This window comes from Acinetobacter sp. LCT-H3, from assembly GCF_001866125.1.
GTDB lineage: Bacteria > Pseudomonadota > Gammaproteobacteria > Pseudomonadales > Moraxellaceae > Acinetobacter > Acinetobacter schindleri.
Genome location: NZ_MODX01000011.1, coordinates 40207 through 65660 on the forward strand (window position 1 = coordinate 40207; position 25454 = coordinate 65660).

The window sequence follows — 25454 nt, forward strand, 5'->3', positions numbered from 1 at the left end:
GCCTGTCTACTACTCCTGACTTTATCTTTTTTATGGCACTGCTCCTACCACTTATTTCATTTCTGATTGGATTCTGGGGCATCCATTATTTAAAGCCGGTTCGTCCATTTATGGCCGCTTTACTGGCTCGTCTGCTGATCCCGTTGATTATAATTTACAACATGGTGTTCTATAAGCAGGGTAGCTTGTGGCTGATTGGCTTTAGTATCTTTAGCTCGCTGTTTTTGTTCGGTCTGTTCTACTTTTTCTCCAAAGATAAATTACGTGCACTATGTTTTAGTTATTTGAATGGTGTCTGGCTGGGATTTCCTTTTGCCTTGGCGTTATTTGGTCCTGATGCTTTAAATACCATTGTTGCCTTATATATCGGCGGTTCTTTATTTGGAAATGTCAGTGCAGTTGTAGCAGTGAGTGCTGAAAAGCAGACACCGCAATTCATTATTAAAAATATGCTGAAGTCTCCACCGGTGATTGCACTGACGGTTGCAGCAGTTTTATCATTTTGGGATGTTAGTGCTTATGAATCGCATCCAGTGATTCAGTGGGGCTATGCCGCGAACAAGTTTCTGGTGACCTTTGCTGGTATGTGTATTCTAGGCATGTGGCTCCGTCATGTCCGGATTCAGCTAAGTGATTTGACCCGTAGTTTAATATTAATTAGTGGTCGCTTTATTCTGTCTTTAGGACTGGCAGCAGGTGCTTATTTCTTATTGTCAATTCCGCATCAAATACTAACTTATGCTGTTTTAATGATGTATTTCCTGCTTCCACCAGCAGCCAATATTGTGGCACTGGAAACCCATTATCAAGGTACGGGTTATTCAGCGAAATATATTGCTTCAGGAACGATTGCCAGTGCGATTTTGATCGGCGTATATGGAGTGGTGGTGCATGCGTTGGTGCCGGGTTTATAAAAATATAAGAAAAGTCCTTTTCCCCGAGAGAGAATAAGATGCATTTTAAATCCCTCACCCCAGCCCTCTCCCAACGGGAGAGGGAGCAATGAGAGATGAAACTTACTTTTCCAGACTCGCTTTAAATAGCTGCATTGCCTGACCACGGTGACTAATTCTGTTTTTTTCTTCCTTGCTCATTTCCGCACTCGCAATACCCAGTTCAGGTAACCAGAACAGCGGATCATAGCCAAAGCCATTTTCACCACGGGCTGCTTCCAAGATCTCACCTTTCCAGATGCCCTGGAAGATTTGTGGTAATGGGTCTTCGGCATGTTGAACTAAGGCCAGTACACACACAAACATGCCTTCAATCGGTTCACCGTCGTTACGCAGTGGTTTCAGGTCAGCCAGTAATTTTTCATTGTTCGCTGCATCATCACCATGTTCACCCGCATAACGTGCAGAGTAAATCCCAGGTGCACCGCCCAGAAATGGTACACAAATCCCTGAATCATCAGCAATCGCAGGTTTGCCAGAAATACGTGATGCATGACGTGCCTTGATAATGGCATTTTCAACAAAGCTCAAACCATCTTCAATTGCGTCTTCAATATGCAGCTTACCTTGAGGAATAACTTCAACTGGAAGTTTGAGTTCTGCAAACATCTTTTCAAATTCTGCAATCTTGCCCTTGTTATTACTTGCCAGTACCAGTGTGCCTTGGGATAACCAGTCAGTTGCAGCCATGTTAAAACTCATTATTAGATAAAGAATGGGCGCTATTTTAGCAATGGATGAAGAATTTGCGGCAATAAAAAAGCACCCGAAGGTGCTATTTATACCATTCAGCTTATTGTGCCTGAATCCAACGGTCTGCACGATCACGTGCCTGACGGATCTGTTCCTGGGTCAAGTTGGCTGCCAATGCAGTTTTCTTGCCTTCAGATAAAGTAATCACTTTATTGTCCAGCATGCCGTCACGAGTAGAGAGTTCATACCACTGATAAGCACCCATATAGTTTTTCTTTTTCTCTTCCATCATCGCCAGGTTAAAGCTGGCACGATTATCACCGCGGCTGGCTGCTTTTTCAAAGTACTGGCGAGCCAGTGTTTCATCTTTCTTGGTGCCAATACCATCTGCCAGCATACGGCCTACATTCAATTGAGCAACTGCCAGACCTTGATCTGCTGCTGCTTTATACCAGGCAAAAGCCTGACGTTCATCTTTCTGAATGTCTTTGCCATACTGGTATTTGGTTGCTAAATAGAATTGTGCACCCGGCTGTCCTGCCTTCGCTGCCTTAATCAGGCTATTAATGTCCATGATGGAATATTGTGCGGCTTGACTTGCGACAGAAGGCGTTGGAGCAACATAGTCTGCATGGGCCTGAAAGCTAAAAAGTCCAGCCAGTAGCGTCGTACTTAGTAATAATTTTTTCATAGAGCGCTCACTCGATAAATTGCGACTTCACCAAACAGATTAGGGAGGTGCTTGCTGAGCATGCTGCCTTGTTGATTCCCATTCACAGCGAGTCGGTTAATAATTTTGATATTATTTTCCGCGCAAAGTGCTTCAAAGTCACGGAAAGTACATAAGTGGATGTTCGGTGTGTTATACCACATATAGGGTAAAGCTTCCGAAACAGGCATTTTCCCTTTTAGTGCCAGGAAAGAACGAGTCTTCCAGTGCGCAAAGTTCGGGAAAGTAATAATCGCCTGTTTACCCACTCGCACCATATCACGCAATAAAACGTCTGGTGCATCTACAGCTTGCAAAGCCTGTGCCATCACCACATAGTCAAAAGACTGGTCAGCAAAACGGCTTAAACCGAGGTTTAAGTCCTGCTGGATGATATTTAACCCACGACTGACTGCAATTGCAATCTTTTCTTGATCAATTTCTAATCCGTATGCACGAATATTGTGCTTTTTGCTCATATGAGCCAGTAATTCACCGTCACCACAGCCTAGGTCAAGGACGCGTGAACCCGGTTTAATCCAACGTTCTGCCAGTTGTTGATCAATACGCATTACACCGTCTCCTTCGGGGTTGATTTTAACAGTTCTTCACCACCCAGGAAGGCACGCAATGACTTCACATACAGTGGAATTGGGAACAGGAAGGAGTCATGGCCTTGCTCAGCATCAATATCCAGATAGCTGACAGGCTTATTATTGGTAATTAAGGCATCTACGATTTCAACAGAACGTGAAGGTGAGAACCGCCAGTCAGTTGTAAAAGAGACCACGAGGAATTTACATTTGGTTTGGGCCATTGCCTTTACCAATGATTGTTGGTATTCACGTGAAGGATCAAAGTAATCCAGCGCCTTGGTCATAATCAGGTAAGTATTGGCATCAAAGTTCCGGCTAAATTGTTCACCTTGATAGCGCAAATAGCTTTCGACCTGGAACTCCACATCGAAACCATACATAAATTTACCGGATTTTAAATCACGACCAAATTTCTGCTTCATGGCCTCTTCAGACAGGTAGGTGATATGACCGACCATACGTGCCAGAATCAGACCACGTTTTGGATAACTGTCGTGTTCCAGATAACGGCCATTATGGAAATCCGGATCTGACAGAATTGACTGACGTGCGACTTCATTAAAGGCAATGTTCTGTGCAGATAATTTAGGTGCGCTGGCAATAATCACACATTTTTGCAGACGGTCTGGATAATCTACCGACCATTGTAATGCCTGCATACCACCTAATGAGCCACCGATGACGGAATACCATACATCAATGCCGAGACGGTCAGACAGCATGGCTTGGGTTTTCACCCAGTCACGTACAGTCACTAGAGGAAAATCAGGACCATAAGGGCGGTTGTCATTTTCAGGGTTCGGAGAAGTTGGACCTGTTGAACCACTACAGCCACCAATATTATTCAGGGCAACCACAAAAAATTTATTGGTATCAATTGCCTTGTTTGGACCAATACAGGCCTCCCACCAGCCTGGTTTTTTATCATCTTCATGATGATAGCCAGCAGCATGATGATGACCGGAAAGGGCATGACAAATCAGAATGGCATTGGACTTATCGGCATTGAGTTCGCCATAAGTTTCAACCATCAGTTCAAAACGGGGGAGGATGCGACCGCATTCAAGCTCTAACGGCTGTTCGAATTGGAACTTTTGTGGGACAACAAGGCCCACTGAGTCAGCTGGAAAAGACACGGGAATGATTCGCCTTAAATCTTTAGTATGAATAAATAAAAGGATACCATTTGCAGGTATCCTTCTAAAGTCTTTTTAGTGCTATGAATTATCGCTAATTCTAATACCGTGTCTAGACGGCAGCAGCAATCACCTGTTCAGTGCTTAACACACCCTGGTCAATCAGGCGGTTGGTACATGCGATAATCGCTTCAATTGAAGAGGTCACAATGTTGTCGTGGACACCAGCACCGAAGGCGGATTTACCGGTACCTTTCACTTGCAGTTCAACCAATGCCAAGGCTTTGGCATGTGCACCAGAACTGATGCTACGTTCTTCATAGTTCAACACGTCAATTGGCAATTGTAATGCATCCAAAATCGCAGAGATTGGACCGTTACCTTCACCACGCAAGTGCTGAGTTTCACCATTGACTTCAACATCTAGCTCAATCACCTGGTTGCCATTTTCATCTGACAATTTATAGTTCTTGGCAGCGTAGTGTGCATCTTTGGCATCAACATAGGTATCTTTGAATAAGCTCCAGATCGCTTGTGCTGAAATCTCAGTACCATCTTCATCGGTTTTTTGCTGCACGATTTGCGAGAATTCGATCTGTAAACGACGTGGTAAAGTCACGTTATAGTTCGATTCTAACAAGTACGCGATACCACCTTTACCTGACTGTGAATTCACGCGAATCACGGCGTCATAGTCACGACCCAAGTCTTTTGGGTCGATTGGCAAGTACGGCATATCCCAGATTTCTTCGTTTTTCTGGAATTCGAAGCCTTTTTTGATCGCATCCTGATGTGAACCAGAGAATGCTGTGAACACCAAATCGCCCGCATATGGATGACGTGGATGTACAGGCAAACCGGTACATTCTTCAACAGTCGCGATGATTTCGTTAATGTTCGAGAAATCTAATTCTGGTGCAACACCCTGGGTATACATGTTTAAGGCAATTGCCGCTACGTCCACATTACCGGTACGTTCACCATTGCCGAATACACAACCTTCGACACGGTCAGCACCCGCCATAATCGCCAATTCAGACGCTGCAATGCCACAGCCACGGTCATTATGACAGTGAACTGAAATGATCACGCCGTCTCGACGCTCAATGTTGCGGTGCATCCATTCCACCTGGTCGGCATACACGTTTGGTGTAGAGACTTCGACAGTGGCCGGCAAGTTCAAGATGACTTTGTTGGTCGGAGATGCTTCCCAGATTTCAGTCACTGCATCACAGACATCTTTCGCGACTTCTAATTCAGTTGCAGAGAAACATTCAGGGCTGTACTGGAAGATAAATTCAGTTTCAGGCTGTTTCGCTGCATATTCTTTTACTTTTTGCGCTGCATTGATCGCTAACTGTTTCGCACCTTCAACATCCACATTTAACACTTTTTGACGGAAGGTCGGTGAGTTCGAGTTATAGATATGCACAATTGCGCGTTTCGCACCCTGTAAAGATTCGAAAGTACGTGCAATCAAATGATCACGTGCCTGAACCAATACTTCGATGTAGACGTCATCCGGAATATGACCTTCTTCGATCAATTTACGAGTGAAGTCGAAATCAATTTGCGATGCAGATGGAAAGCCGATTTCAATATGTTTGAAACCGATTTTTACCAACATCTGGAACATTTTGAACTTCTGCTCGATGTTCATTGGCTCGAAGATCGCCTGGTTACCATCACGCAGATCAGTACTCATCCAGATTGGCGCTTTAGTGATTTCATTGTTCGGCCATTGACGGTCTGGTAAGTCCACACGTTGATACATGCGACGGTATTTTTTACTTGGATCAGCCAACATCATGAGAGAGCTCCTTAGGTAGCCTGGCATACTCGCTTGGTGTAGCAGTTGTTCGGTCTACAGCATAGATTTTGTCTATATATTCGTTTACATGTAGGTGAGGATAAATTAGATCAATCCTGTATTTTTTAAGTTTTGATCATCAGGATCAACCAGACACCTACATGGTGAACCTATAATTAAATTTTAGTCCAGAAAACGTGAAAAGTTTTTGCTTTTTCTATGGATTTTAGTCGTATCTTAAAAAAGATTTTCTTATAAAGTTGCTAATTGGGAAAATATTTCTCTAATCTATTTTAATCTTGTTGGATTTTCCTGTAATTAAGCGATAAGGCTAAAATATTTCTTTATATAATAGCTTTGTTAGAAGTTCTTAAGCAATGTATGCATGAAATCTTTCATATTAAAAAATAAAGGCTAGTTTGATGGATTCAGACTAGCCTTTAATATCATGAAGATTGCTCAGATCAGTATTTAAAATGCAGGCCTAAAACACCACTGATGCCTTCTGCTTCAGTGGCATAGTGGGAAGAATAGGCTTTGCTAAAATAACGTGTGTCGGACAGGTTATTCACATTTAGCTGTAGATCTACATTTGAATTGACCTGATAACGCGCCATGGCATCGTAACGGACATAACCTGGAACAAATTTGGTATTGGTAGCATTGCCATATACTTTGTCCATTGCCACCGCACCGGCACCCAGTGTCAGTTGGGGCATGACCTGATAGGTTGTCCACAAGGTTGCACTGTTTTCCGGTACGTTCTGCACCTGGTTACCATCATTAGTAGCAGTACCATCGTCAACAATTTCACTGTCCAGATAAGTGTAGCCTGCAGAAATTGCCCACTTGTCAGTGACATTTCCATTGATACCTAGCTCAATTCCATCAACACGAGTCTCTCCAATATTACGGGTAGTACCATCAGCATCGGTTGAACGGGTATTGGTTTTTTCAGTACGGAAAATGGCGGCGGTCAAATTGAGTTTGTCTTCCAGAATGTCCCATTTAGTCCCCAGTTCCATGGTACGGACTTTTTCCGGTTTTAAATTTTCAATAGCTACAGTAATACTTTCGGAGCCATCACCGCCATCGATACCAACCGGATTTGAGGAAGTGGCATAGCTAATATAAATACTGCCATTTTCTCTTGGCTTAAAGACCAGACCGGCCTGATAGTTAATAAAGTCATCTTCATTTTCAAGGGTGAGCTGATCACCTGGAACGGCTGTAATCGGCATATTGTTGGCACCTGTCACCGCATTATTGAATCGTCCATAGGTCAATGTTTGCTGGGTCTTATAGTCATCCCAGCGCACACCCAGATCCACAATCCATTGCGGATGCAGTTCGATGCTGTCCAGGAAGTAGATCGATTTGGATTTGGTCTCAATATGATAACTGTCTGCACCATCCGTACTAATCGTTCCCGTCCAGGTACTCCGATTTGGATTGTCTACAGAGGTACACCAACCTAAGATAATATTGGCAGGAGTACCACAGGCTGCATAGGAACTGCCAGTCGCATTCAGACCGTTAATAATATATTGAGTACGCTCAGTATCCTGATCCGAGTATTCTGCACCCAGATTAAAGCTATGCTGGATGATACCGGTGTTGAATTTACCGGTTAAAGCCAGCAAATCAGTAAAGGTATCGGTATCTGCGATACGTGAATTGGCCCGAGCCCAGACATTACCATTTAAAATGAAGTTTCCGCGTGAATCATCAGGATTGGACCAGAGGTAGTCATTTTTAGAACGGTTAAATACCGCCGTATTGCTGAGGGTTAAATTGTCATTTAGATCATGTTCCAGCTTGAGGGTGCCAATCTGGTTTTCCTGTTTCTGGAAATCACGATCTTTCCAGCCATAATACTGCCCTTGTTTGACGTTAATCGGTTTACCATTGCCATTTAATGGCCGGTTATCAGGGTTATTTCCAGTAGGCGCCCCAAACGGATTGTTATAGGGAATGCCTGAGTCTGGAATATCATCAGTTTTTAGATAGTAATAACTCAAAGTACCACGCGTTGCATTGTCCAGACCAAAACTGAAGCTAGGTGCAATACCGGTGCGTTTGTATTCTGTACCGTCATGCTGTCCTGCTTTTTCATTCTGATGGCCCATGACAGCTATACGAGCTGCCATACCATTATCAAAGTCCTCGTTAGCGTCTAAAGTGATACGTGCATACATATCTGTGCCACCTGCAATGGAGCCTTCCAGCGCATCTCCCTGTTTCGCCACTTTTGAAATCAGGTTAATACTGCCGCCAGTAGTACCAGCGCCGCCCATGGCAGAGGCAGAACCTTTGGTAACTTCGACCTGCTCAACGGCAAACATTTCCCGGTTTTGTGAAGTCGAATTCCGTACACCATCCACATACATCGAACTTTCCGAGTTATAACCCCGAATAAAAGGCCGGTCTCCATTCGGGTTACCACCTTCACCTGCGCCTAAAGTAATACCCGGTACAGTACGCAAAGCATCTGCCAAGGTCGTAACCTGCGTATCTTCAATCAGTTGCTGAGGGATCACAACCACAGACTTCGGGGTATCCAGGAGAGGGGCAATAAATTTGTTATTTGCCGACTGATCGATTTTTAAACCTGGCACAGATTCCACTTGCACTTCCTGACGGATGGTTTCAAGCTGCACCACGTTTTCTTGGGCAATTGCATGTGCGGATGCAAGAGAAAGGGAAGAAACGATTGCTGAAGAAACGATTTTTTTACGAGATTTTATCTGGCTCATCATAGTTCTTTTTTATTTTTAAGTTTGGATTCGCAAATAATAATTATTATTGTTATCGTTGCTATCCTTTCTGAATTGATATTGGCGATGAATAAAATTTAATCAATTTTAAAAATAGATGAAAGGATCAGAGGGTGGAGGATTAACTCTATGTTTTTGCTATAAATTGATAAAATATGGGTCTAGTTTAGTTTTAATTGATAATAATTATCGAGATATAAAATATTTAAGATAGTCTTAAATACTAGTTCAAGAAATAGAACATGGTACTTCCGACTTCTTGAAATTTCATTTTTATTTTCAAATAAATATCATCATTCAATTCTATTCAACACACAGCCCGGCTGAATTTCAGCTACTGTTGCTGTTCCCATTAGCGCCATGGTGATTTCAAATTCTTCTTTGAGGATTTTAATCACATGTGCTACGCCTAAAGCTCCGGCAGTCGCCAGTCCATAAATATAAGGACGGCCAATCAGCACCGCAGAAGCACCTAAGGCAATCGCTTTGAATACATCAGATCCACGACGGATGCCACCGTCATAGAGTAGAGGAAAATCTGCTGGCACCACCTTTTTAATCAGTTGCAAGGCAATGAGAGGAGAAATGCAGGTATCCAGTACCCGGCCGCCATGATTGGAAATGATCAGACCTTTCACACCATACTGAATAGCGAGCTGGGCATCCTGCGGATGTACGATGCCTTTTAGAATGACCGGTAAATGAGTCTGCTTTACCATCCAGGCAATATCTTCCCAGGTCGGAGCAATTTTCATCAGCCCATGAAAGACCGGATGATCACCTTCTTTTAATTCTGGCAGGGGAATATGTGCTGGTGTATGCGGGTGCTGCATGTCTTTCGGTAAATGGAAAAAAGCGCGACGTTCACGATCACGGATGCCGGTATGTGGTGAATCCACGGTAATCACCAGCGCCGTGTAATGATGTGCTTCAGCCATTTTCACCAAAGCCAAAGATTTTTCCCGATCACCTTGCCAGTAAAGCTGGAACCATTTGCGAGGATTATCCTGCTTGAGTGTCCGCATATCGGTATTAGTAAAAGTACTGAGAATGATATTGCTGCCCATGACTTCTGCAGCAAGCGCTGAAGCTGCTTCAGCCTCAAGATGAAATTGTTGCTGGTGTCCAATCGGTGCCAGGAAAATCGGATGCGGAAATTTCTGTCCAAAAATTTCAATTTCAGTACTGCCTTGACTCAGGTCTTTCAACATTCGAGGTAATAACTGAATATCCTGAAACTGCTGTAAATTATCCCGGACACTGACTTCATCCATAGAACCACCTTGCAGATAATCCCAGACCATACTGGACAGATGTTTTTTTGCCTCCATTTCATAATCGGCAATGGTTTGTAAGTAGGCGGGAATCTGGGTCAGTGGTGCGATTGGATCCTGCGACATTACAAGTCACCCCATTGACGAATCAGGTTGTGGTAATGATGGGTCAGCTGCAGGACTTCTTCCGTATCGCCAATTTGCTGACGCAGTTTGATAATGGTCATATCCAGATCAAATAGCATGCTGCGTTTGGCATCTTCGCGAACCATACTCTGAATCCAGGTGACAGCTGCTATACGTTTGCCTTGAGTCACCGGTTCAACCCGATGCAGACTGGTCGATGGATAGACAATCACATCACCAGCGTCCAGTTTCACTTCATGGCAACCATATTGGTCTTCAACGACCAGCTCGCCACCTTCATATTCATCGATTTCAGATAAAAATAAAGTCAGTGACACATCGGTACGAATGGCCTGTCCGAGTAGAGGAGAGTAATGAATGGCATTATCGACATGATTACCATAAGTACCTGAATCCTGATAGCAGTTAAACAGGGGCGGCAGGATATGTTTCGGCAGGGCAGCAGAGGTAATTAAATGATGACTTTTAAGTGCCTGTAAAATAATCGGGCTAATCTGCTGATACAGGACAGAAGAAGAATCCAGTTGTAGGTTCTTTTTGATTTTCTGTGCCTGACTCCCGGCACTGAGTTGCCCATTCATCCAGTGTTCTGAACGATCTAATTGCTGTCTCAGTTCGGCAACTTGTGCTTTGCTTAATACTGCCGGGATATGTAACATCATTTTAAAAGCATTCCTGCAATTGAAAATATCGTGCATTCAAGAGAATACACGATATTGATAGATAGAGATAAAAGCTAAATTAAAATTTATAGTTCAAGGTTAAAGCTGCTGAACGTGGTTGACCCAAGATCACACGACCACCTCCATTATTCAGCGTGCTGATGTACTCTTTATCTGCCAGATTATAAACATTCAGGTTTAAGGAAGTCTGGTCATTAAAGGTATAACCGGCCATAGCATCAAACACCACATAGCTTGGAATACTTGGCATATTCGCTGCAGCAGTACTATCGGTAATCACACGTTTTTGCTCATCCACATAACGTGCCCCCAAGCCCAGTTTTAAACCGGCAATGTTATAGGTCGTCCACAGTGAAGCGGTCCATTCAGGTGACCAGCGTACACTATTGGTCTGGGTCACTACACCCGTGTTGGAGTTGACACTGAACTGGTCTTTTTGCTCGGTTTTCATATGGGCTACACCTGCTGAAATATTCCAGGCATCGGTAATTTTACCGACAGCACCCAATTCGATTCCTCTAACTGTAGTTTTACCTTCCTGAACAGACTCGCGGGTAATCGGATCTTGGGTAAACTGGTTTTCATTTTCGGTGTAGTATGCAGCAGCATTTAAAGCCAGATCACCCTCTAGTAGATCCCATTTGGTGCCAATTTCATAATGATGAGTTTCTTGAGGGTCTGCGGCTGAGCTGTTTATTCCTGTGGTTGAAAGGCTAAAGTTACTGCTACCCGGCGGTGTCAGGGATTTGGCATAAGATGCATAGACACTGCTGTAGGCAGTTGGCTTATATAAACCACCGAGCTTCCAGCTGAATAAAGTGTCATGGGCTTTTAAATCTGTTTTGGTTTCAGTTACTGCTAGTGTCGTACTATCGGTTGAGTAACCTAGTGCATCGTAATTGGTATCGTAATAATCGACACGGACGCCACCATTGAGTTGAAAACGTTCACCAAACTTGAGCGTATCAAAAAGATAAGCAGCCGCCGTCTGGGTTTCACCATTTGAATAAGCGCCCTTATACACAGGATCAGGCAGATTCTGGTGACGGTCAGGATGGTATAGATTCGCGGGTGGTGTACTGTTAGTAGGCTGCCCTGGCATTTGTGTAGCCAGCGTTCTAGAATATTGCCGCTCTTTTAATAGCTCTACGCCAGCGACCACATCATGCTCCACTGAACCGGTTTTGATATTCCAGTTCACCGTGCTCTGATTAGCCAGAATTTTATTTTCCTGATCGACACCCTGGCGTGAACGGCTTACTGTCCAGTCTTGAGGATCGGTAGAGTCATTTCTTGAAAGGCTATTAATCCCCGTCAGAGTACGCTGCATATGGGTATTGCCCAAACGGGTAATATTGGTAAATTTCAGATTTTCAGCCCAGTCACTTTCGATTTTGGCTGTATACATGTCAGCATCAACATCTTCATGGTCATCTGCATGGCCATAATAATTTTCACGGTCTACTTTAGGTGCGCTGGCGATCAGCGGGTCTGCATTCCAAAATCCTTTCATGCCAATCGTCGGAATACCGCCATCCGGGATATTACGCTGACGAATGTGTTGTGAGTAAAGATATAAACGAGTATCGCTATCCAGACCAAAGGCGATGGAAGGAGCAATAGCCCAGCCTTTATTTTCGATATAATTGCGTCCTTCCACACCGCCATCTTGTCCCATCGCATTCAGGCGAATGGCGACGCTGTCATTAATGGCCTGATTAATGTCGGTAGCAAGGCGTGTATGTTCTGCCGTGTTATAGGTTGCAGACACTTCACGGCTGTTTTCCAGATGAGGCAGCTTGCTGACCAGATTCACATAACCGGATGCTGTACCACGTCCACCCTCTGCACCTGCCGGGCCTTTTACAACTTCCACCTGCTCCAGATTAAATACATCACGATTCACAGCGCCCAGATCACGAATACCATCCAGATAGGTCGAGCTTTGAGTTGAAAAGCCGCGCATCTGGAAAGCATCGCCAGCACTGGTATTGCCATTTTCACCCAGTTGCAAGGTAATTCCTGGTGTATTACGCAGAGCTTCAACCAAGGTAGTCGCACCTTGTTCTTTTAATAAATTTTTGTTGATAATCGAAACAGTTTGCGGCGTATCTACCAAAGCTTGGCTAGATTTAACGGAGCTTAATTGATCTACTTTATATTCACTTACAGTTTTGTTTTTAATCGTAATTTCTGGAAGCTGAATAACTCCTTCCTTGGTGGTGTTATCCGCATGAGCGATGAGAGGCAGAGTTGCAGCAAGTGCGACCAATGAAGTCTTATAATGATTTTTCCGGCTTTTGATATGCGCCATATTGCAGAATTCCTGAATTAAATAATATTTCCCTTACCACCTTGATATGCTCGAGTTCATCAAATAGCAGCAATTATGGAGTTATTGTTATGGCCTTTAACAATTTTGCGAATTTTAGTGATAATAATTATCATTAACAATATTAAATTCAGTCATTGTTATAACTTTGTGCATGGAATTACTGTTTAAATTCTAGAATTTGATTCAGGATCTCTATAGAAAAAAAGTAAGGTCTATATTTTTCTTGAGGTTCTAAGCCATGACTTAAACAAGATAGCTAACAGGCGTTAAAAACAGTATGTTCAAGTAGTCCTTGATATATAGGACAGAAATAAAGATAGCCTCATGAATGAGGCTATCTTTAAATAGGGATGAAGCGAAAACTTAGTATTTAAAGTTTAGAGAAAGGACTGCATTCCGACCTTCTGCTTCAGTTGCATAGTGAGATGCATAAGCTTTAGTGAAATAACGTTGATCAGTCAGATTGTTTACATTCAACTGCAGGTCAACATTTTGATTCACATTATAACGCGCCATTGCATCGTAGCGAACATAACCTGGAACGTATCTGGTGTTGTCGGCATTACCGTAAACTTTATCCATGGCAACTGCACCCGCACCAACTGTGAAAGCAGGGGTTAGGTCATAAGTCGTCCAAAGTGTCGCAGAATTTTTCGCAACATTCTGAACCTGGTTACCATCATTGGTACCTGCACCATCATCAACAATTTCACTGTCTAGATAAGTATAACCAGCAGATACAGCCCATTTGTCAGTGATATTGCCGTTCGCTCCAAGTTCAAAACCGTCCACACGTGTTTCACCAATATTACGGGTAAAACCGTCGGTATCAGTAGCGCGAGTGTTGGTTTTTTCAGTACGGAAAATAGCAGCCGTTAGATTCAATTTATCATTAAATAAATCCCACTTTGTGCCAAGTTCCATGGTGCGAACTTCCTCAGGTTTAAGGTTGTTCATGGCCTGAGCTTGTGCTTCAGTGGTATTACGTCCAGGTACAGAAAGTCCTTCTGAACCATCAGCAGCGTCTACACCCACTGGGTTGGCAGAAGTTGCATAGCTTGCATAAATACTGCCATTCGCAGCTGGCTTAAATGTTAGACCTGCCTGGTAATTAAAGAAATCATCATTAGTACCAAATTTTGTTCCAGCTGGAATTAAACTACTGCCAGAGCCTGACTCTTTGTTGTAGACCTGCTCAGTATCAAATTTATCCCAACGCACACCAAGATCTAACAGCCATTGAGGGTTAATCTCGATGTTATCTAAGAAATACACTGATGTATTTTTAGTGGTCGTAGTAGAAATTGCACGATTTGCAGAAGTTGAACCTAACCAGGGATCATTTGAGTTCGGGTTATCAGCACTCGTACACCAATAATTTGAGGTAGCATTGGTAAATGTATTACATGCTTTGCTTCCACTAAGGTTAGCCGGAAGAGTAGAGCTTGCCGCCTGCCCTAAATCTGTAAGTAAATAATTTCCTTTGTCAGATTCTTGCTTAGAATATTCAGTGCCTACATTAAAACTATGCTTTAGTGTACCCGTATTAAATTTACCGGTTAATGAAAGCTGATCGCTAAATGTATCTGTGTCAGTAATACGGGTATTTGCACGACGAACCACTTGTCCATTGGCAATATTTAATTTGGAATCATCTGGCTGAGTCCAGACATAATCATTTTTAGATCGACCATAAACAACCGTGTTACTAATGGTTAGATCATCTGTTAAATCGTGCTCTAACTTTAAAGTACCAATCTGGTTTTCCTGTTTCTGGAAGTCACGATCCAGCCAACCATAATAAATACCTTGTTTAGCATTGAGTGGTTTGCCTACAGCAGTTTGAGTTGCTGAATTCCAGTAAGGCACACCAGAATCTGGTGTATCATCAGATTTTAAGTAGTAATAGCTTAAAGTCCCACGAGTAGGGGTATCTAGACCAAAACTAATACTTGGCGCAATACCGGCACGTTTATATTCAGCACCGTCTTTTTGACCTGCTTTTTCGTTTTGATGCCCCATGATAGCCACACGCGCTGCAACACCGTTACCAAAATCTTTATTACCATCTAAGGTAATACGTGCGTAGCTGTCAGTGCCTCCAGCAACAGAACCTTCTAAAGAATCCCCTGCTTTGGCAACTTTAGAAATCATGTTAATGCTACCACCAGTGGTCCCTGCACCGCCCATAGCAGAAGCCGAACCTTTGGTGACTTCAACCTGCTCAACGGCAAACATTTCACGGTTTTGCGAAGTTGCACTACGAACTCCATCTACATACATTGAGCTTTCAGAGTTATAACCACGGATAAATGGACGATCACCATTCGGGTTGCCGCCTTCACCCGCACCCAAAGTAATACCCGGTACAGTACGTAAAGCATCAGAAAGTGTAGTAACTTGAGTATCCTCAATCAGTTGTTTAGAAATTACTGATACAGATTTAGGTGTATCCAGTAAGGGTGCAACAAATTTCTTATTTGCGGAATTATCTACTTTTAAACTTGGTGCCTGTTCAGCTTTAACTTCTTGATGAATAGTTTCGAGCTTGACCACATTTTCATCAGCCACAGCATTTACGGTTACAATCGAGAGGGAAGAGGCAATCGCCGATGAAACGAGTTTTTTACGTGATTTGATAAACGACATGTGGGAACCCGAAAAAGCTTAAAATTTATGTATGCGAATAATAATAATTCTTATTTAAATTAAGAATTACTTGCCGATAGGAAATGGCGATTTTAAAAATTATATTAATTGCCTTTAACGATGTTATAGTGTATCAAAATGTTTCTAAGTTAATGTATTTAAACTAAATCTGATTAATAGATTATTATCGTTACTTTTATTGAGATTATTAGAGTTTAAAAATTTTGAAGAAAAAATAAAAGAAAGTTTACTAAAAGCCCTATAAAAATCCATAAATGGAGATGAATGGGATGATCTGTCCAGTTTGAGTAATCAATATATCTATTGTTATTTGAGGGAAGGGATATTTAATCAAAGAAAAATGAATTTGACTGAATAAATTTGATTATTACAGCATCAATAAAGACGATTCAAGTATTGTGTTTTGTATATCTTTAAATGATGTCATATAATGTGGCACATTTTTTTATAACCTGTTATTACCAAATATATAGAGGAAGCCATGCAAGTAACTTCTGAAGCGGTTTCGGGCGTTGCCCGTCGTTTAAATGTTTCTGTACCGACGAGCCGAATTAATGAGCAATTTGAAGCTCGTTTAAAACGCACTGCTAAAACTGCGAAGATCAACGGCTTCCGTCCTGGTAAAGTGCCTTTGAACGTTATTCGTCGTGAATACGGCGCTGGTATTTACCAAGAAGTTGTTAACGACATCATTCGCGATACAGTTTTTGAAGCAATCCAACAAGAGAAAATCAACGCTGTTGGTATGCCAAACATCGAAAAAACTGAAATGAAAGATGATGCTTTAGTTTATGAAGCAACTGTTGAAGTTTACCCAGAAGTTGAAGTGAAGTTTGAAGGCCTTGAAGTTGAGCGCAACGAAGCTGAAGTAAACGACAAAGACGTTGAGAAGATGATCGAAAATCTTCAAAAACAACGTGCTGCTTGGGCTGAAACTAAAGGCATGGCGAAAAAAGACATGCAAGTAACTTTCGATTTCGAAGGTTCAGTTGATGGCGAAAAATTTGAAGGCGGTTCTGCAGAAGACTTTAAACTTGTTTTAGGTTCTGGTCGTATGATTCCTGGCTTCGAAGATGGCATCATCGGCATGAAGAAAGGCGAAGAGAAAGTTATCGATGTAACTTTCCCAGAAGACTACCAGGCTGAAAACCTTGCGGGTAAACAAGCTCAATTTAAAATCACTGTGAAACTTGTTGAAAAACAAAAACTTCCAGAGATTGATGCTGAATTCCTGAAAATTTTCGGTTTAACTGAAGAAGAAGGCATTGAAAAACTGAAAGCTGACGTTCGTAAAAACATGGAACGTGAAGTGAAAAATGGTCTTCGCAACCAGGTGAAAGGCGCAACTTTTGATGCGCTTGTAGCTGCAAACGAAGTTGAAATTCCAGCTGCAATGCTTGCTCAAGAAGTTGACCGTCAACGTCAACAAATGATCCAGCAGTTCACTCAACAGTTTGGTGCTCAAGGCGCGAAAGCATTTGATTCAAGCATGCTTCCAGATGAACTGTTCAAAGAACAAGCTGAAAAATCAGTGAAACTTGGCGTGTTGGTAAGTAAAGTACTTGCTGACGCGAAAATCGAAGTTGATCAAGCACGTGTAGAAGCTTACATCGAAGACATGGCTTCTTCTTATGAAGATCCTGCTGAAGTGATTGAATACTTCAAAAACGACAAGCAACAACGTGCTCAAATCGAAGCAGTTGTTCTTGAAGACCAAGTTGTTGATCACATCCTAGCTGCTGCTAAAGTGACTGACACTAAGGTTAGCTATGAAGACCTATTAAAAGCTCAGCAAGCTCGCCAACAAGGCTAAGTTTAGCTGGTCATAAAAAAGGCGCTTTAAGCGCCTTTTTTTAATACTTTAGCTTTCTATGACCTAATCAGTTTTTCACAAAACTAATGCAAAAAATATCATGGAATTCATGGCGAATATTTTGCAATTTAGATCATTATCCCTCATATTGTAATTATGGGTTAAGTCACAAAAAATTTAGGAATAAATAAACGTATGTATGTTCCAGCGATTGAAAACGCTTTAGTTCCAATGGTGGTAGAACAATCATCTCGTGGTGAGCGTTCTTTTGATATTTATTCACGTCTTTTACGTGAGCGGGTAATTTTCTTGACTGGTGAAGTTGAAGACAACATGGCCAACTTGATTGTTGCACAAATGCTGTTTTTAGAAGCTGAAAATCCTGACAAGGATATTCATCTATATATTAACTCGCCAGGTGGTTCGGTGACTGCAGGTATGGCCATTTATGACACCATGCAATTTATTAAGCCGGATGTTGTGACTTATTGTATGGGTCAGGCTGCATCAATGGGTGCATTTCTGTTAAATGCGGGCGCAAAAGGCAAACGTTATTGCCTTGAAAATGCCCGTGTCATGATTCACCAGCCATTGGGTGGTTTTAAGGGTCAGGCATCTGATATTGAAATCCATGCCCGTGAAATCCTGTTTATCAGAGAGCGTTTAAACCGTCTGATGGCAGAACACAGTGGCCAGGACTTTGATAAAGTCGCGCGTGATACTGACCGTGATAACTTCATGACTGCTCAGCAAGCGAAAGAATATGGTCTCGTGGACGAAGTTCTAACGAAACGTCCATAAGTTTGAAAGATTGAGATATTGGAGAGACTATGTCCGAACATACCCAAGGACAAAAGCATTGTTCATTCTGCGGTAAAACGCAGTCTGAAGTCGGCAAGCTGATTGCTGGCGAAGACGCCTACATCTGTAATGAATGTGTAGACGTATGCTTGGATCTGGTTCAGACCAGTCAACAGGTAGAAACCAATGACTGGGCGAATCGTCCTTTGCCGAAACCGCATGAGATCCGTGCGGCGCTAGATCAATATGTAATTGGTCAGGACGTAGCAAAAAAGACGTTATCTGTTGCAGTATATAACCATTACAAGCGTTTAAAAGTGCAGACCAATGGTAAAAAAGCTGATGACCGCGTTGAAATTGCCAAAAGTAATATTTTGCTGGTCGGTCCAACAGGTTCGGGTAAAACCTTACTGGCACAAACTCTTGCACGTCTTTTAGATGTACCTTTCGCGATGGCAGATGCAACGACCTTAACCGAAGCAGGTTATGTCGGTGAAGACGTTGAAAACATTGTACAAAAGCTATTGCAAAAAGCTGATTATGATGTCGAGAAAGCGCAAAAGGGTATTATCTATATCGATGAAATCGACAAGATTACCCGTAAGTCTGAAAACCCATCCATTACACGTGATGTATCGGGTGAAGGGGTACAGCAAGCATTATTAAAAATGATCGAAGGTACGGTTGCTTCAATTCCTCCACAAGGTGGCCGTAAGCATCCGCAGCAGGAATTTATTCAGATTGATACTTCAAATATCCTGTTTATCTGTGGTGGTGCATTCTCAGGACTTGAGAAAATTGTGCAGCAACGTCAGGAGAAGGGCGGTATCGGCTTTACTGCAGAAGTACGCAATAAAGAGGAAACCAAGAAGCTATCTGACCTGTTCCGCCAAGTTGAAGCAACTGACCTGGTGAAATTCGGTCTGATTCCAGAATTCATTGGCCGTCTGCCAGTGATCGCAACGCTGGATGAGCTGGATGAAGAAGCTTTGATGCAAATCCTGACTGAGCCGAAGAATGCTTTAACTCGTCAGTATAAGCATCTTTTCGATATGGAAAATGTAGACCTGGTCTTTGAAGATTCTGCATTACGCGCTGTGGCGAAAAAAGCCTTGGAACGTAATACAGGTGCACGTGGTCTGCGTTCTATTCTTGAGAACTCATTGCTTGAAACCATGTATGACCTGCCAAGCCGTACCGATGTTGGTACTGTGGTAGTGAGTGAGGCTGTGATCAATGGCGAGACTAAACCGGAATTCCGTCCGGAACGTCAGGCCGCTATTGAACAGACTGCTACTCCCAAGGCAGACTTAAAGGTAGTAAATAGCAAGTCTGCTTAACTGCTGTTCGTCTGAAACGTGCGAAAATGAACTGTTTTCGCACGTTTTTTATTTTCAAAAATAAATCACAATGTTAATCTCGTTTCTTAGGCGTGGACGCCTGATCATTCATATAAATTTATAAAAATGTACATAAAATAATAAAGACGCAGTGAGGGATAAGCATGCGTGGAGCCGCAATTGTACTCATCAGCAGTTTAGCCTTGATGGGGTGTCATTCGAAGCACGCTGTTCAGGAACAGCAACTGACATCAACACTGAAAAATATCGATCTGAACAAAAAACCGGGGTTTGTCGAGCAGCATAAGGTAGGCATGTTCACGATTGGTGGATGGGTCAATCAAAAGCTGGGTCAACGTTTTGCACCAGTGAAGCCGCAGCATGAACAGGCGGCAATGGTTTACTTATATCGTCCAGATTCGAAATGGAACCGCCAGGAAATTGTGGCTGCCAGTATCTTTATCAATCAGGAACGTATTCCAAGCCTGTTGCATAATCATTATTACTGGGTTGAACTGCCACCGGGTGCGTATCGTCTGAGTACTAGCCGTCCGCTCGGTGCACTGCATTTCCAGAAACCAAAATATTTGGATTTTAGCGTGGAATCCGGCAGATCTTACTTCATTAAATATGATGAAGAAAATATAACGACTCGCCGTACAGCTACAGGCCCGCTAATGCTGATGCCTGAAACTGTTGGTTTAAATGAAATTGCATTTACCCAGCTTAAGTCGGACAGTTTTAATTTTGTTGCCCAAGATCAGGAAACGGGGAAACTTCGCAAGAAAGCTCAGAAAATTAAAGCCATCGAATATGATCCGACTGAAGACGTACAACTGACTACCCCATTTAAGTTATGGGATCCGCGTACTTGGTAATTAAACCTTTATAGGAAAAGAGCGCAATAAAAAAGCACCCATCAAGGGTGCTTTTTTGCAGATTAAATTAGCCTGCAGCAGCGTCAACTACTGGAATCTTGCCAATTTTAGCTTGCCAGATTTTTGGTGCAGTTGCGTGTACAGAAGTACCGTTTACGTCGACCGCAACAGATACAGGCATGTCTTTCACCACGAACTTATAGATTGCTTCCATACCAAGGTCAGCAAATGCTACAACTTCAGCTTCACGAATGGCTTTAGATACCAAGTATGCAGCACCACCCACAGCCATGAGGTAAGTCGCTTTGTTGTCTTTGATGGCTTCAACAGCAGCAGGACCACGATCCGCTTTACCAATCATGCCAAACATGCCAGTTGCTTCAAGGACTTGACGTGTAAATTTATCCATACGTGTAGCCGTGGTTGGACCAGCAGGACCTACAACTTCGTCGCCTACTGGATCTACAGGACCTACGTAGTAGATGAACTTGCCTTTAAGATCGACAGGAAGCTCTTCACCGTTGTTCAACATGTCAACCATACGTTTGTGAGCCGCGTCGCGACCTGTATAGATTGTACCGTTAAGAAGTAGGGTATCGCCTGGTTTCCAAGCGTTCATTTCTTCTTGAGTAATCGTGTCTAGGTCAACACGTTTAGATGATGATGAATCCCAAGTTACTTCAGGATAGTCTTCAAGTTTCGGTGCAATAATGTTTGCAACACCTGAACCATCAAGCGTGAAGTGTGCGTGACGAGTTGCAGCACAGTTCGGAATCATGCCGACTGGTTTGCCCGCAGCGTGACATGGGTAATCTTTGATTTTGATGTCTAGAACAGTGGTTAAACCACCAAGACCTTGTGCACCGATACCCAGAGCATTTACTTTTTCAAAGATTTCGATACGAAGTTCTTCAAGTTTATTTTGTGGACCACGACGAAGAAGTTCGTCCATGTTGATCTCTTCCATCAATGCTTCTTTTGCAAGCATCATGGCTTTTTCAGCAGTACCACCGATACCAATACCCAGCATACCTGGTGGACACCAGCCTGCACCCATTGTTGGAACAGTTTTTAGTACCCAATCCACGATTGAGTCAGATGGGTTAAGCATTGCCAGTTTAGATTTGTTTTCTGAGCCGCCACCTTTCGCTGCAACAGTAATGTCAACTTTATTACCTGGAACAAGTTTGTGGTAGATCACAGCAGGGGTGTTGTCTTTCGTATTCTTACGACCGAATGCAGGGTCTGCAAGTACAGACGCACGCAAGACATTAGAATTTTCTAGGTAACCTTGACGTACACCTTCGTTGATCGCATCGTCTAAGCTCATCGTTAAATCGAATTTAACGTCCATGCCCACTTCAACGAATACGTTTACGATACCGGTATCCTGGCAGATTGGGCGGTGGCCTTCTGCACACATACGAGAGTTAATTAAGATTTGCGCGATCGCATCTTTAGCCGCTTTGTTTTCTTCACGGTCATACGCACGACTCATCGCCTGGATGAAATCTTGTGGATGGTAGTAAGAAATGAACTGAAGCGCATCTTTAACCGATGTGATCAAGTCATCTTGCTTGATAATAGTTGTCATACAAAAATCTCTTGAGCGGGCTGATAGCTAGCGGGCTAAATTATATGACAAAACATAAAAGTTGTGGGACGTTTTACAGGGCCTTTGGGCGAAAGTTTAATACTCGTTTAACTGCCTAGAGATAAAGTCTACGGCGTTATAATTTGAATAAAAATTGTCATAATGACTGTCATATTTCATGTTATAAAACCCAAAAAATAGTATTTATTTTATTAAATATTTGAAATTAATAATTATTTTAAAAATAAAATACTTCGTATATTGTCATATAACTGTCATAAAACTTTCGCATAATGCACACATCGAAACAAAGAGATCCTAAGACAATGGTTACAGGTATTTTGATGGCTAGCGGTTTTTGTGTATATATCGCGGCAACTTGGATGTACGGTCAAAAAGAAGATCAAGCCTAAGCTTAATCTTCTTTTTTTTATGCTAAAAAAATTATAAAAAAACTATTACCATATTCTCTAAACTGACAATCCCCTAAATCTTTCCATCAATTCGTTACGCTACTCACTTGTTGAAACACACTGTATTTTTATCATTACACTATTAACCTAGTAATACTTAAAGTCTGATAACCCTTACACACAGTCGAATTTTTATTGCCTAGACTGATTTCTCTCAACTTCTATTAATAATAGGGCAATTGTAATGACTACAGTAAATCCAAGTGACATCAAGGAACATGCATCAGTAATTGCTTCAGACGGAACACAAGTTGGAAAAGTGGACCATTTAGAAGGTCAAGATTCAATTAAATTAACAAGAAGTGATGACGAAAATAATGAGCATCATCTGATTCCGTTAAGTTGGGTCAGTGAAGTGAAAGGCGATCAGGTCATTTTGAATAAAGCGGCCGATGATGTCCGTAATGAATGGACCACGATGTAAGTCAAACTACTTTTCTTTAACTTATATCTCTTTGTATAAGTTGATAAGAAAAGCAAATGATTTATCAAAGAATGCCAGTCAAATCGACTGGCATTCTCATATATGCAATTTTTAAGAACTAAAAACAAAAAACCATCCAATGTGTCCATTGGATGGGGAAAGCACAGATAGAGAATGGGGATGACGCTTAGTGGGCTGCCTGCTGATCCGCCTGAATCGCAGTGAGTGCAATAGTAAATACGATATCATCCACCAAGGCACCACGTGACAAGTCATTTACTGGCTTATTCAGGCCTTGCAGCATTGGACCAACACTCACCACATTTGCTGCACGTTGCACCGCTTTATAAGTAGTGTTACCCGTATTCAAATCCGGGAAGATGAAGACATTGGCACGACCAGCTACTTGGGAGTCTGGTGCTTTTTGACGACCTACACTTTCAACCGATGCAGCATCATATTGCAATGGACCATCAATCAACAGATCAGGGCGACGTTCCTTGGCAATACGGGTAGCTTCTGCCACTTTCTCTACATCAGCACCGGCACCAGAAGTTCCAGTAGAGTAAGAAATCATGGCAATACGTGGGTCAATACCAAAAGCTTTTGCCGAGTCAGCAGACTGGATGGCAATTTCTGCCAGTTGCGCAGCATCCGGATCCGGATTAATCGCGCAGTCACCATATACATATACTTCATCTGGTAACAGCATAAAGAACACTGAAGAAACCAGTGAATAATCTGGCGCAGTCTTAATCAGCTGGAAGGCTGGACGCACAGTATTCGCAGTAGTGTGAACTGCACCAGATACCAGGCCATCCACCTGATCAAGTGCCAGCATCATCGTGCCTAAAACAACAGTATCCTGCAGTTGTTCTTTGGCTTGCAGTTCATTCAGTTTACCTTTACGCAGCATTACCATTTTTTCGACATAGTCGTCTCGAATCAGGTCAGGATCGACAATTTCTAAACCTTCTGGCAATTCAATGCCGCGTGCTTTGGCAACTTCCAGTACGGCTTCAGGCTTAGCCAGCAGAATACAATGCGCAATACCACGTGACTGACAGATAGCTGCGGCTTGAATAGTACGTGGCTCATCACCTTCAGGTAGTACAATACGTTTTTTTGCTGCAATCGATTTTTGTACCAATTCATGACGGAAAGCAGAAGGAGACAGGCGTGGCTTGTAGGTGCCATTTAGCATCTGAATCAGCCAATCTGGATTGATATGGCTAGATACAAAACGGGTAACCTGATCAGCACGTTCTGTATCATCAACTGGAATTTCATTGCCAAGATTGGCCAGCTTTTGCGCAGTTTCGAATGTGCTTAATGGGGTATGTAAAATTGGCAGGCCATGTTTAATTGCAGACTGGCAGAAACCTAACACCTGTTCGTTTGGCTGATGTTGCTCAGTCAGGACTAACCCCGCCAGTGGAATACCATTACAGCTCGCCAGGCTACTTGCCAGCAGCACATCGACACGGTCAGAGGCAGTAATGATCAGTTCACCCGCGACAAATTTATGCAGTTCATGTTCAATGCTGGATGCAATCAGGCTGCTATGCTGAACACGACGTTGAGCCGCTTCACCTTGATGGATCCATAGCGCAGAAATATGTGCAGCCAGGTCGGACATACGTGGCACGCTCAAGGTTTTACTAAACGGAACCAAGCCAATCACTGGAAGTTTGTCAGAGCCGATATATGGATGGGTTTTCTGAATAGCGTGTACAAACTGTTCAGTTTCAGCAGTCAGACGCAATTCTGGATCAATGGTCACTGGAATCTGGGCAGATTCTTCAGGTAAGCCTTTGGTACGCATGAACAGGATACTAGACAGGCGTGTTGAGCTTGCACCACCAAAATTGCGAATCTGATTTTCAACTTTTTCTGCTGTTTGCACTGGATGACGGATATCGGCATTGCTGACAATAACCACTTTGGCATCGAGTGCCTGAGCCAGAGAAGCATTCAGTTCATCGACAAAGCTGTCACGACCATTTGGCACTACACCTTCTACAATAATCAGGTCGTGATTGCGGGCAATTTCACGATGCAGACGCACGGCATCTTCTAGAAGTTCATCCTGCTCGCCATGACTGAGACGTTGCATCATTGCGTTATAGCTGATGGGTTCCACAGTTTTTGCATTGGAGATATGACGATATAGGGCAGTGGTACGGTCTGCCGTATCCGTAATTTCCTGAGAAAATGGTTTAACAAAACCAGCCTTTACACCTTGGCATTCCAGTGCGTAAATCAGGCCTAAGCATGCAGACGTTAAACCAACGCCTTCCCCAGTCGGAACTAATAGAATGGTCTTCATAGCGTATTCAAATATCTAA

General features: G+C 42.7%; 18 protein-coding genes. 6 read left to right on the forward strand and 12 right to left on the reverse strand.

Annotated features, from left to right (window positions below):
* Nucleotides 1-32 precede the first annotated feature (32 nt).
* Nucleotides 33-914: an AEC family transporter gene (locus tag BK820_RS07815; RefSeq protein WP_071320584.1), complete on the forward strand. Its 882-nt coding sequence runs from the start codon at nucleotides 33-35 to the stop codon at nucleotides 912-914.
* A gap of 102 nt (nucleotides 915-1016) precedes the next feature.
* Here the strand turns inward: BK820_RS07815 and rdgB are convergent, their stop codons facing one another.
* The 10 genes from rdgB to BK820_RS07865 all read right to left on the reverse strand — a co-directional run bounded on the left by rdgB (nucleotide 1017) and on the right by BK820_RS07865 (nucleotide 15762).
* The gene (rdgB, locus tag BK820_RS07820; protein ID WP_071320585.1) at nucleotides 1017-1643 is read right to left on the reverse strand and encodes an RdgB/HAM1 family non-canonical purine NTP pyrophosphatase; all 627 of its coding nucleotides are present in this window, start codon (nucleotides 1641-1643) and stop codon (nucleotides 1017-1019) included.
* Nucleotides 1644-1746: 103 nt separating this feature from the next.
* A complete protein-coding gene (locus tag BK820_RS07825) occupies nucleotides 1747-2337 on the reverse strand; it encodes a tetratricopeptide repeat protein (protein ID WP_004813225.1) in 591 nt (196 codons plus the stop codon).
* The gene (gene metW / locus BK820_RS07830) at nucleotides 2334-2927 is read right to left on the reverse strand and encodes a methionine biosynthesis protein MetW (RefSeq protein WP_004890183.1); all 594 of its coding nucleotides are present in this window, start codon (nucleotides 2925-2927) and stop codon (nucleotides 2334-2336) included. The genes BK820_RS07825 and metW overlap by 4 nt, the downstream gene beginning before the upstream one ends.
* On the reverse strand, nucleotides 2927-4087 hold the full coding sequence (gene metX / locus BK820_RS07835) for a homoserine O-succinyltransferase MetX (protein WP_071320586.1): 1161 nt from the start codon (nucleotides 4085-4087) through the stop codon (nucleotides 2927-2929). Before metX ends, metW begins: the two co-directional genes overlap by 1 nt.
* A 112-nt stretch (nucleotides 4088-4199) precedes the next feature.
* The gene (gene leuA / locus BK820_RS07840; protein WP_071320587.1) at nucleotides 4200-5897 is read right to left on the reverse strand and encodes a 2-isopropylmalate synthase; all 1698 of its coding nucleotides are present in this window, start codon (nucleotides 5895-5897) and stop codon (nucleotides 4200-4202) included.
* Between the two features lie 464 nt (nucleotides 5898-6361).
* Complete coding sequence (locus BK820_RS07845) at nucleotides 6362-8653, reverse strand: TonB-dependent receptor (protein ID WP_071320588.1); 2292 nt, start codon at nucleotides 8651-8653, stop codon at nucleotides 6362-6364.
* A gap of 314 nt (nucleotides 8654-8967) precedes the next feature.
* Nucleotides 8968-10074, reverse strand: coding sequence for an alpha-hydroxy acid oxidase (locus BK820_RS07850; RefSeq protein WP_071320589.1), 1107 nt, complete (start codon nucleotides 10072-10074; stop codon nucleotides 8968-8970).
* Nucleotides 10074-10757 carry a Fe2+-dependent dioxygenase gene (locus BK820_RS07855; protein ID WP_071320590.1) on the reverse strand — a complete coding sequence of 228 codons (684 nt, stop codon included), beginning with the start codon at nucleotides 10755-10757 and terminating at the stop codon, nucleotides 10074-10076. The genes BK820_RS07850 and BK820_RS07855 overlap by 1 nt, the downstream gene beginning before the upstream one ends.
* A gap of 79 nt (nucleotides 10758-10836) precedes the next feature.
* The gene (locus tag BK820_RS07860; RefSeq protein WP_071320591.1) at nucleotides 10837-13092 is read right to left on the reverse strand and encodes a catecholate siderophore receptor Fiu; all 2256 of its coding nucleotides are present in this window, start codon (nucleotides 13090-13092) and stop codon (nucleotides 10837-10839) included.
* A gap of 384 nt (nucleotides 13093-13476) precedes the next feature.
* A complete protein-coding gene (locus BK820_RS07865; protein ID WP_071320592.1) occupies nucleotides 13477-15762 on the reverse strand; it encodes a TonB-dependent receptor in 2286 nt (761 codons plus the stop codon).
* A gap of 502 nt (nucleotides 15763-16264) precedes the next feature.
* Between BK820_RS07865 and tig the strand changes: the two genes are divergently transcribed.
* The 4 genes from tig to BK820_RS07885 all read left to right on the forward strand — a co-directional run bounded on the left by tig (nucleotide 16265) and on the right by BK820_RS07885 (nucleotide 20615).
* On the forward strand, nucleotides 16265-17596 hold the full coding sequence (gene tig, locus BK820_RS07870) for a trigger factor (RefSeq protein WP_071320593.1): 1332 nt from the start codon (nucleotides 16265-16267) through the stop codon (nucleotides 17594-17596).
* A gap of 195 nt (nucleotides 17597-17791) precedes the next feature.
* Nucleotides 17792-18397 carry an ATP-dependent Clp endopeptidase proteolytic subunit ClpP gene (clpP, locus tag BK820_RS07875; RefSeq protein WP_004813202.1) on the forward strand — a complete coding sequence of 202 codons (606 nt, stop codon included), beginning with the start codon at nucleotides 17792-17794 and terminating at the stop codon, nucleotides 18395-18397.
* Nucleotides 18398-18426: 29 nt separating this feature from the next.
* Entirely contained in the window at nucleotides 18427-19737 is a 1311-nt protein-coding gene (clpX, locus tag BK820_RS07880) for an ATP-dependent protease ATP-binding subunit ClpX (RefSeq protein WP_071320594.1), read from the forward strand.
* Nucleotides 19738-19901: 164 nt separating this feature from the next.
* Nucleotides 19902-20615 carry a DUF2846 domain-containing protein gene (locus BK820_RS07885; RefSeq protein WP_071320595.1) on the forward strand — a complete coding sequence of 238 codons (714 nt, stop codon included), beginning with the start codon at nucleotides 19902-19904 and terminating at the stop codon, nucleotides 20613-20615.
* Between the two features lie 67 nt (nucleotides 20616-20682).
* Here BK820_RS07885 and BK820_RS07890 read toward each other — a convergent pair whose 3' ends face one another.
* Entirely contained in the window at nucleotides 20683-22209 is a 1527-nt protein-coding gene (locus tag BK820_RS07890; RefSeq protein ID WP_004813196.1) for a fumarate hydratase, read from the reverse strand.
* Nucleotides 22210-22866: 657 nt separating this feature from the next.
* Here BK820_RS07890 and BK820_RS07895 point away from each other — a divergent pair.
* Nucleotides 22867-23106, forward strand: a complete 240-nt coding sequence (locus BK820_RS07895) for a DUF2171 domain-containing protein (RefSeq protein ID WP_004813194.1) — start codon at nucleotides 22867-22869, stop codon at nucleotides 23104-23106.
* A gap of 187 nt (nucleotides 23107-23293) precedes the next feature.
* Here the strand turns inward: BK820_RS07895 and pta are convergent, their stop codons facing one another.
* Nucleotides 23294-25435 (reverse strand): phosphate acetyltransferase, encoded by a 2142-nt coding sequence (gene pta, locus BK820_RS07900; protein ID WP_071320596.1) that lies wholly within the window; start codon nucleotides 25433-25435, stop codon nucleotides 23294-23296.
* Nucleotides 25436-25454: the final 19 nt, after the last annotated feature.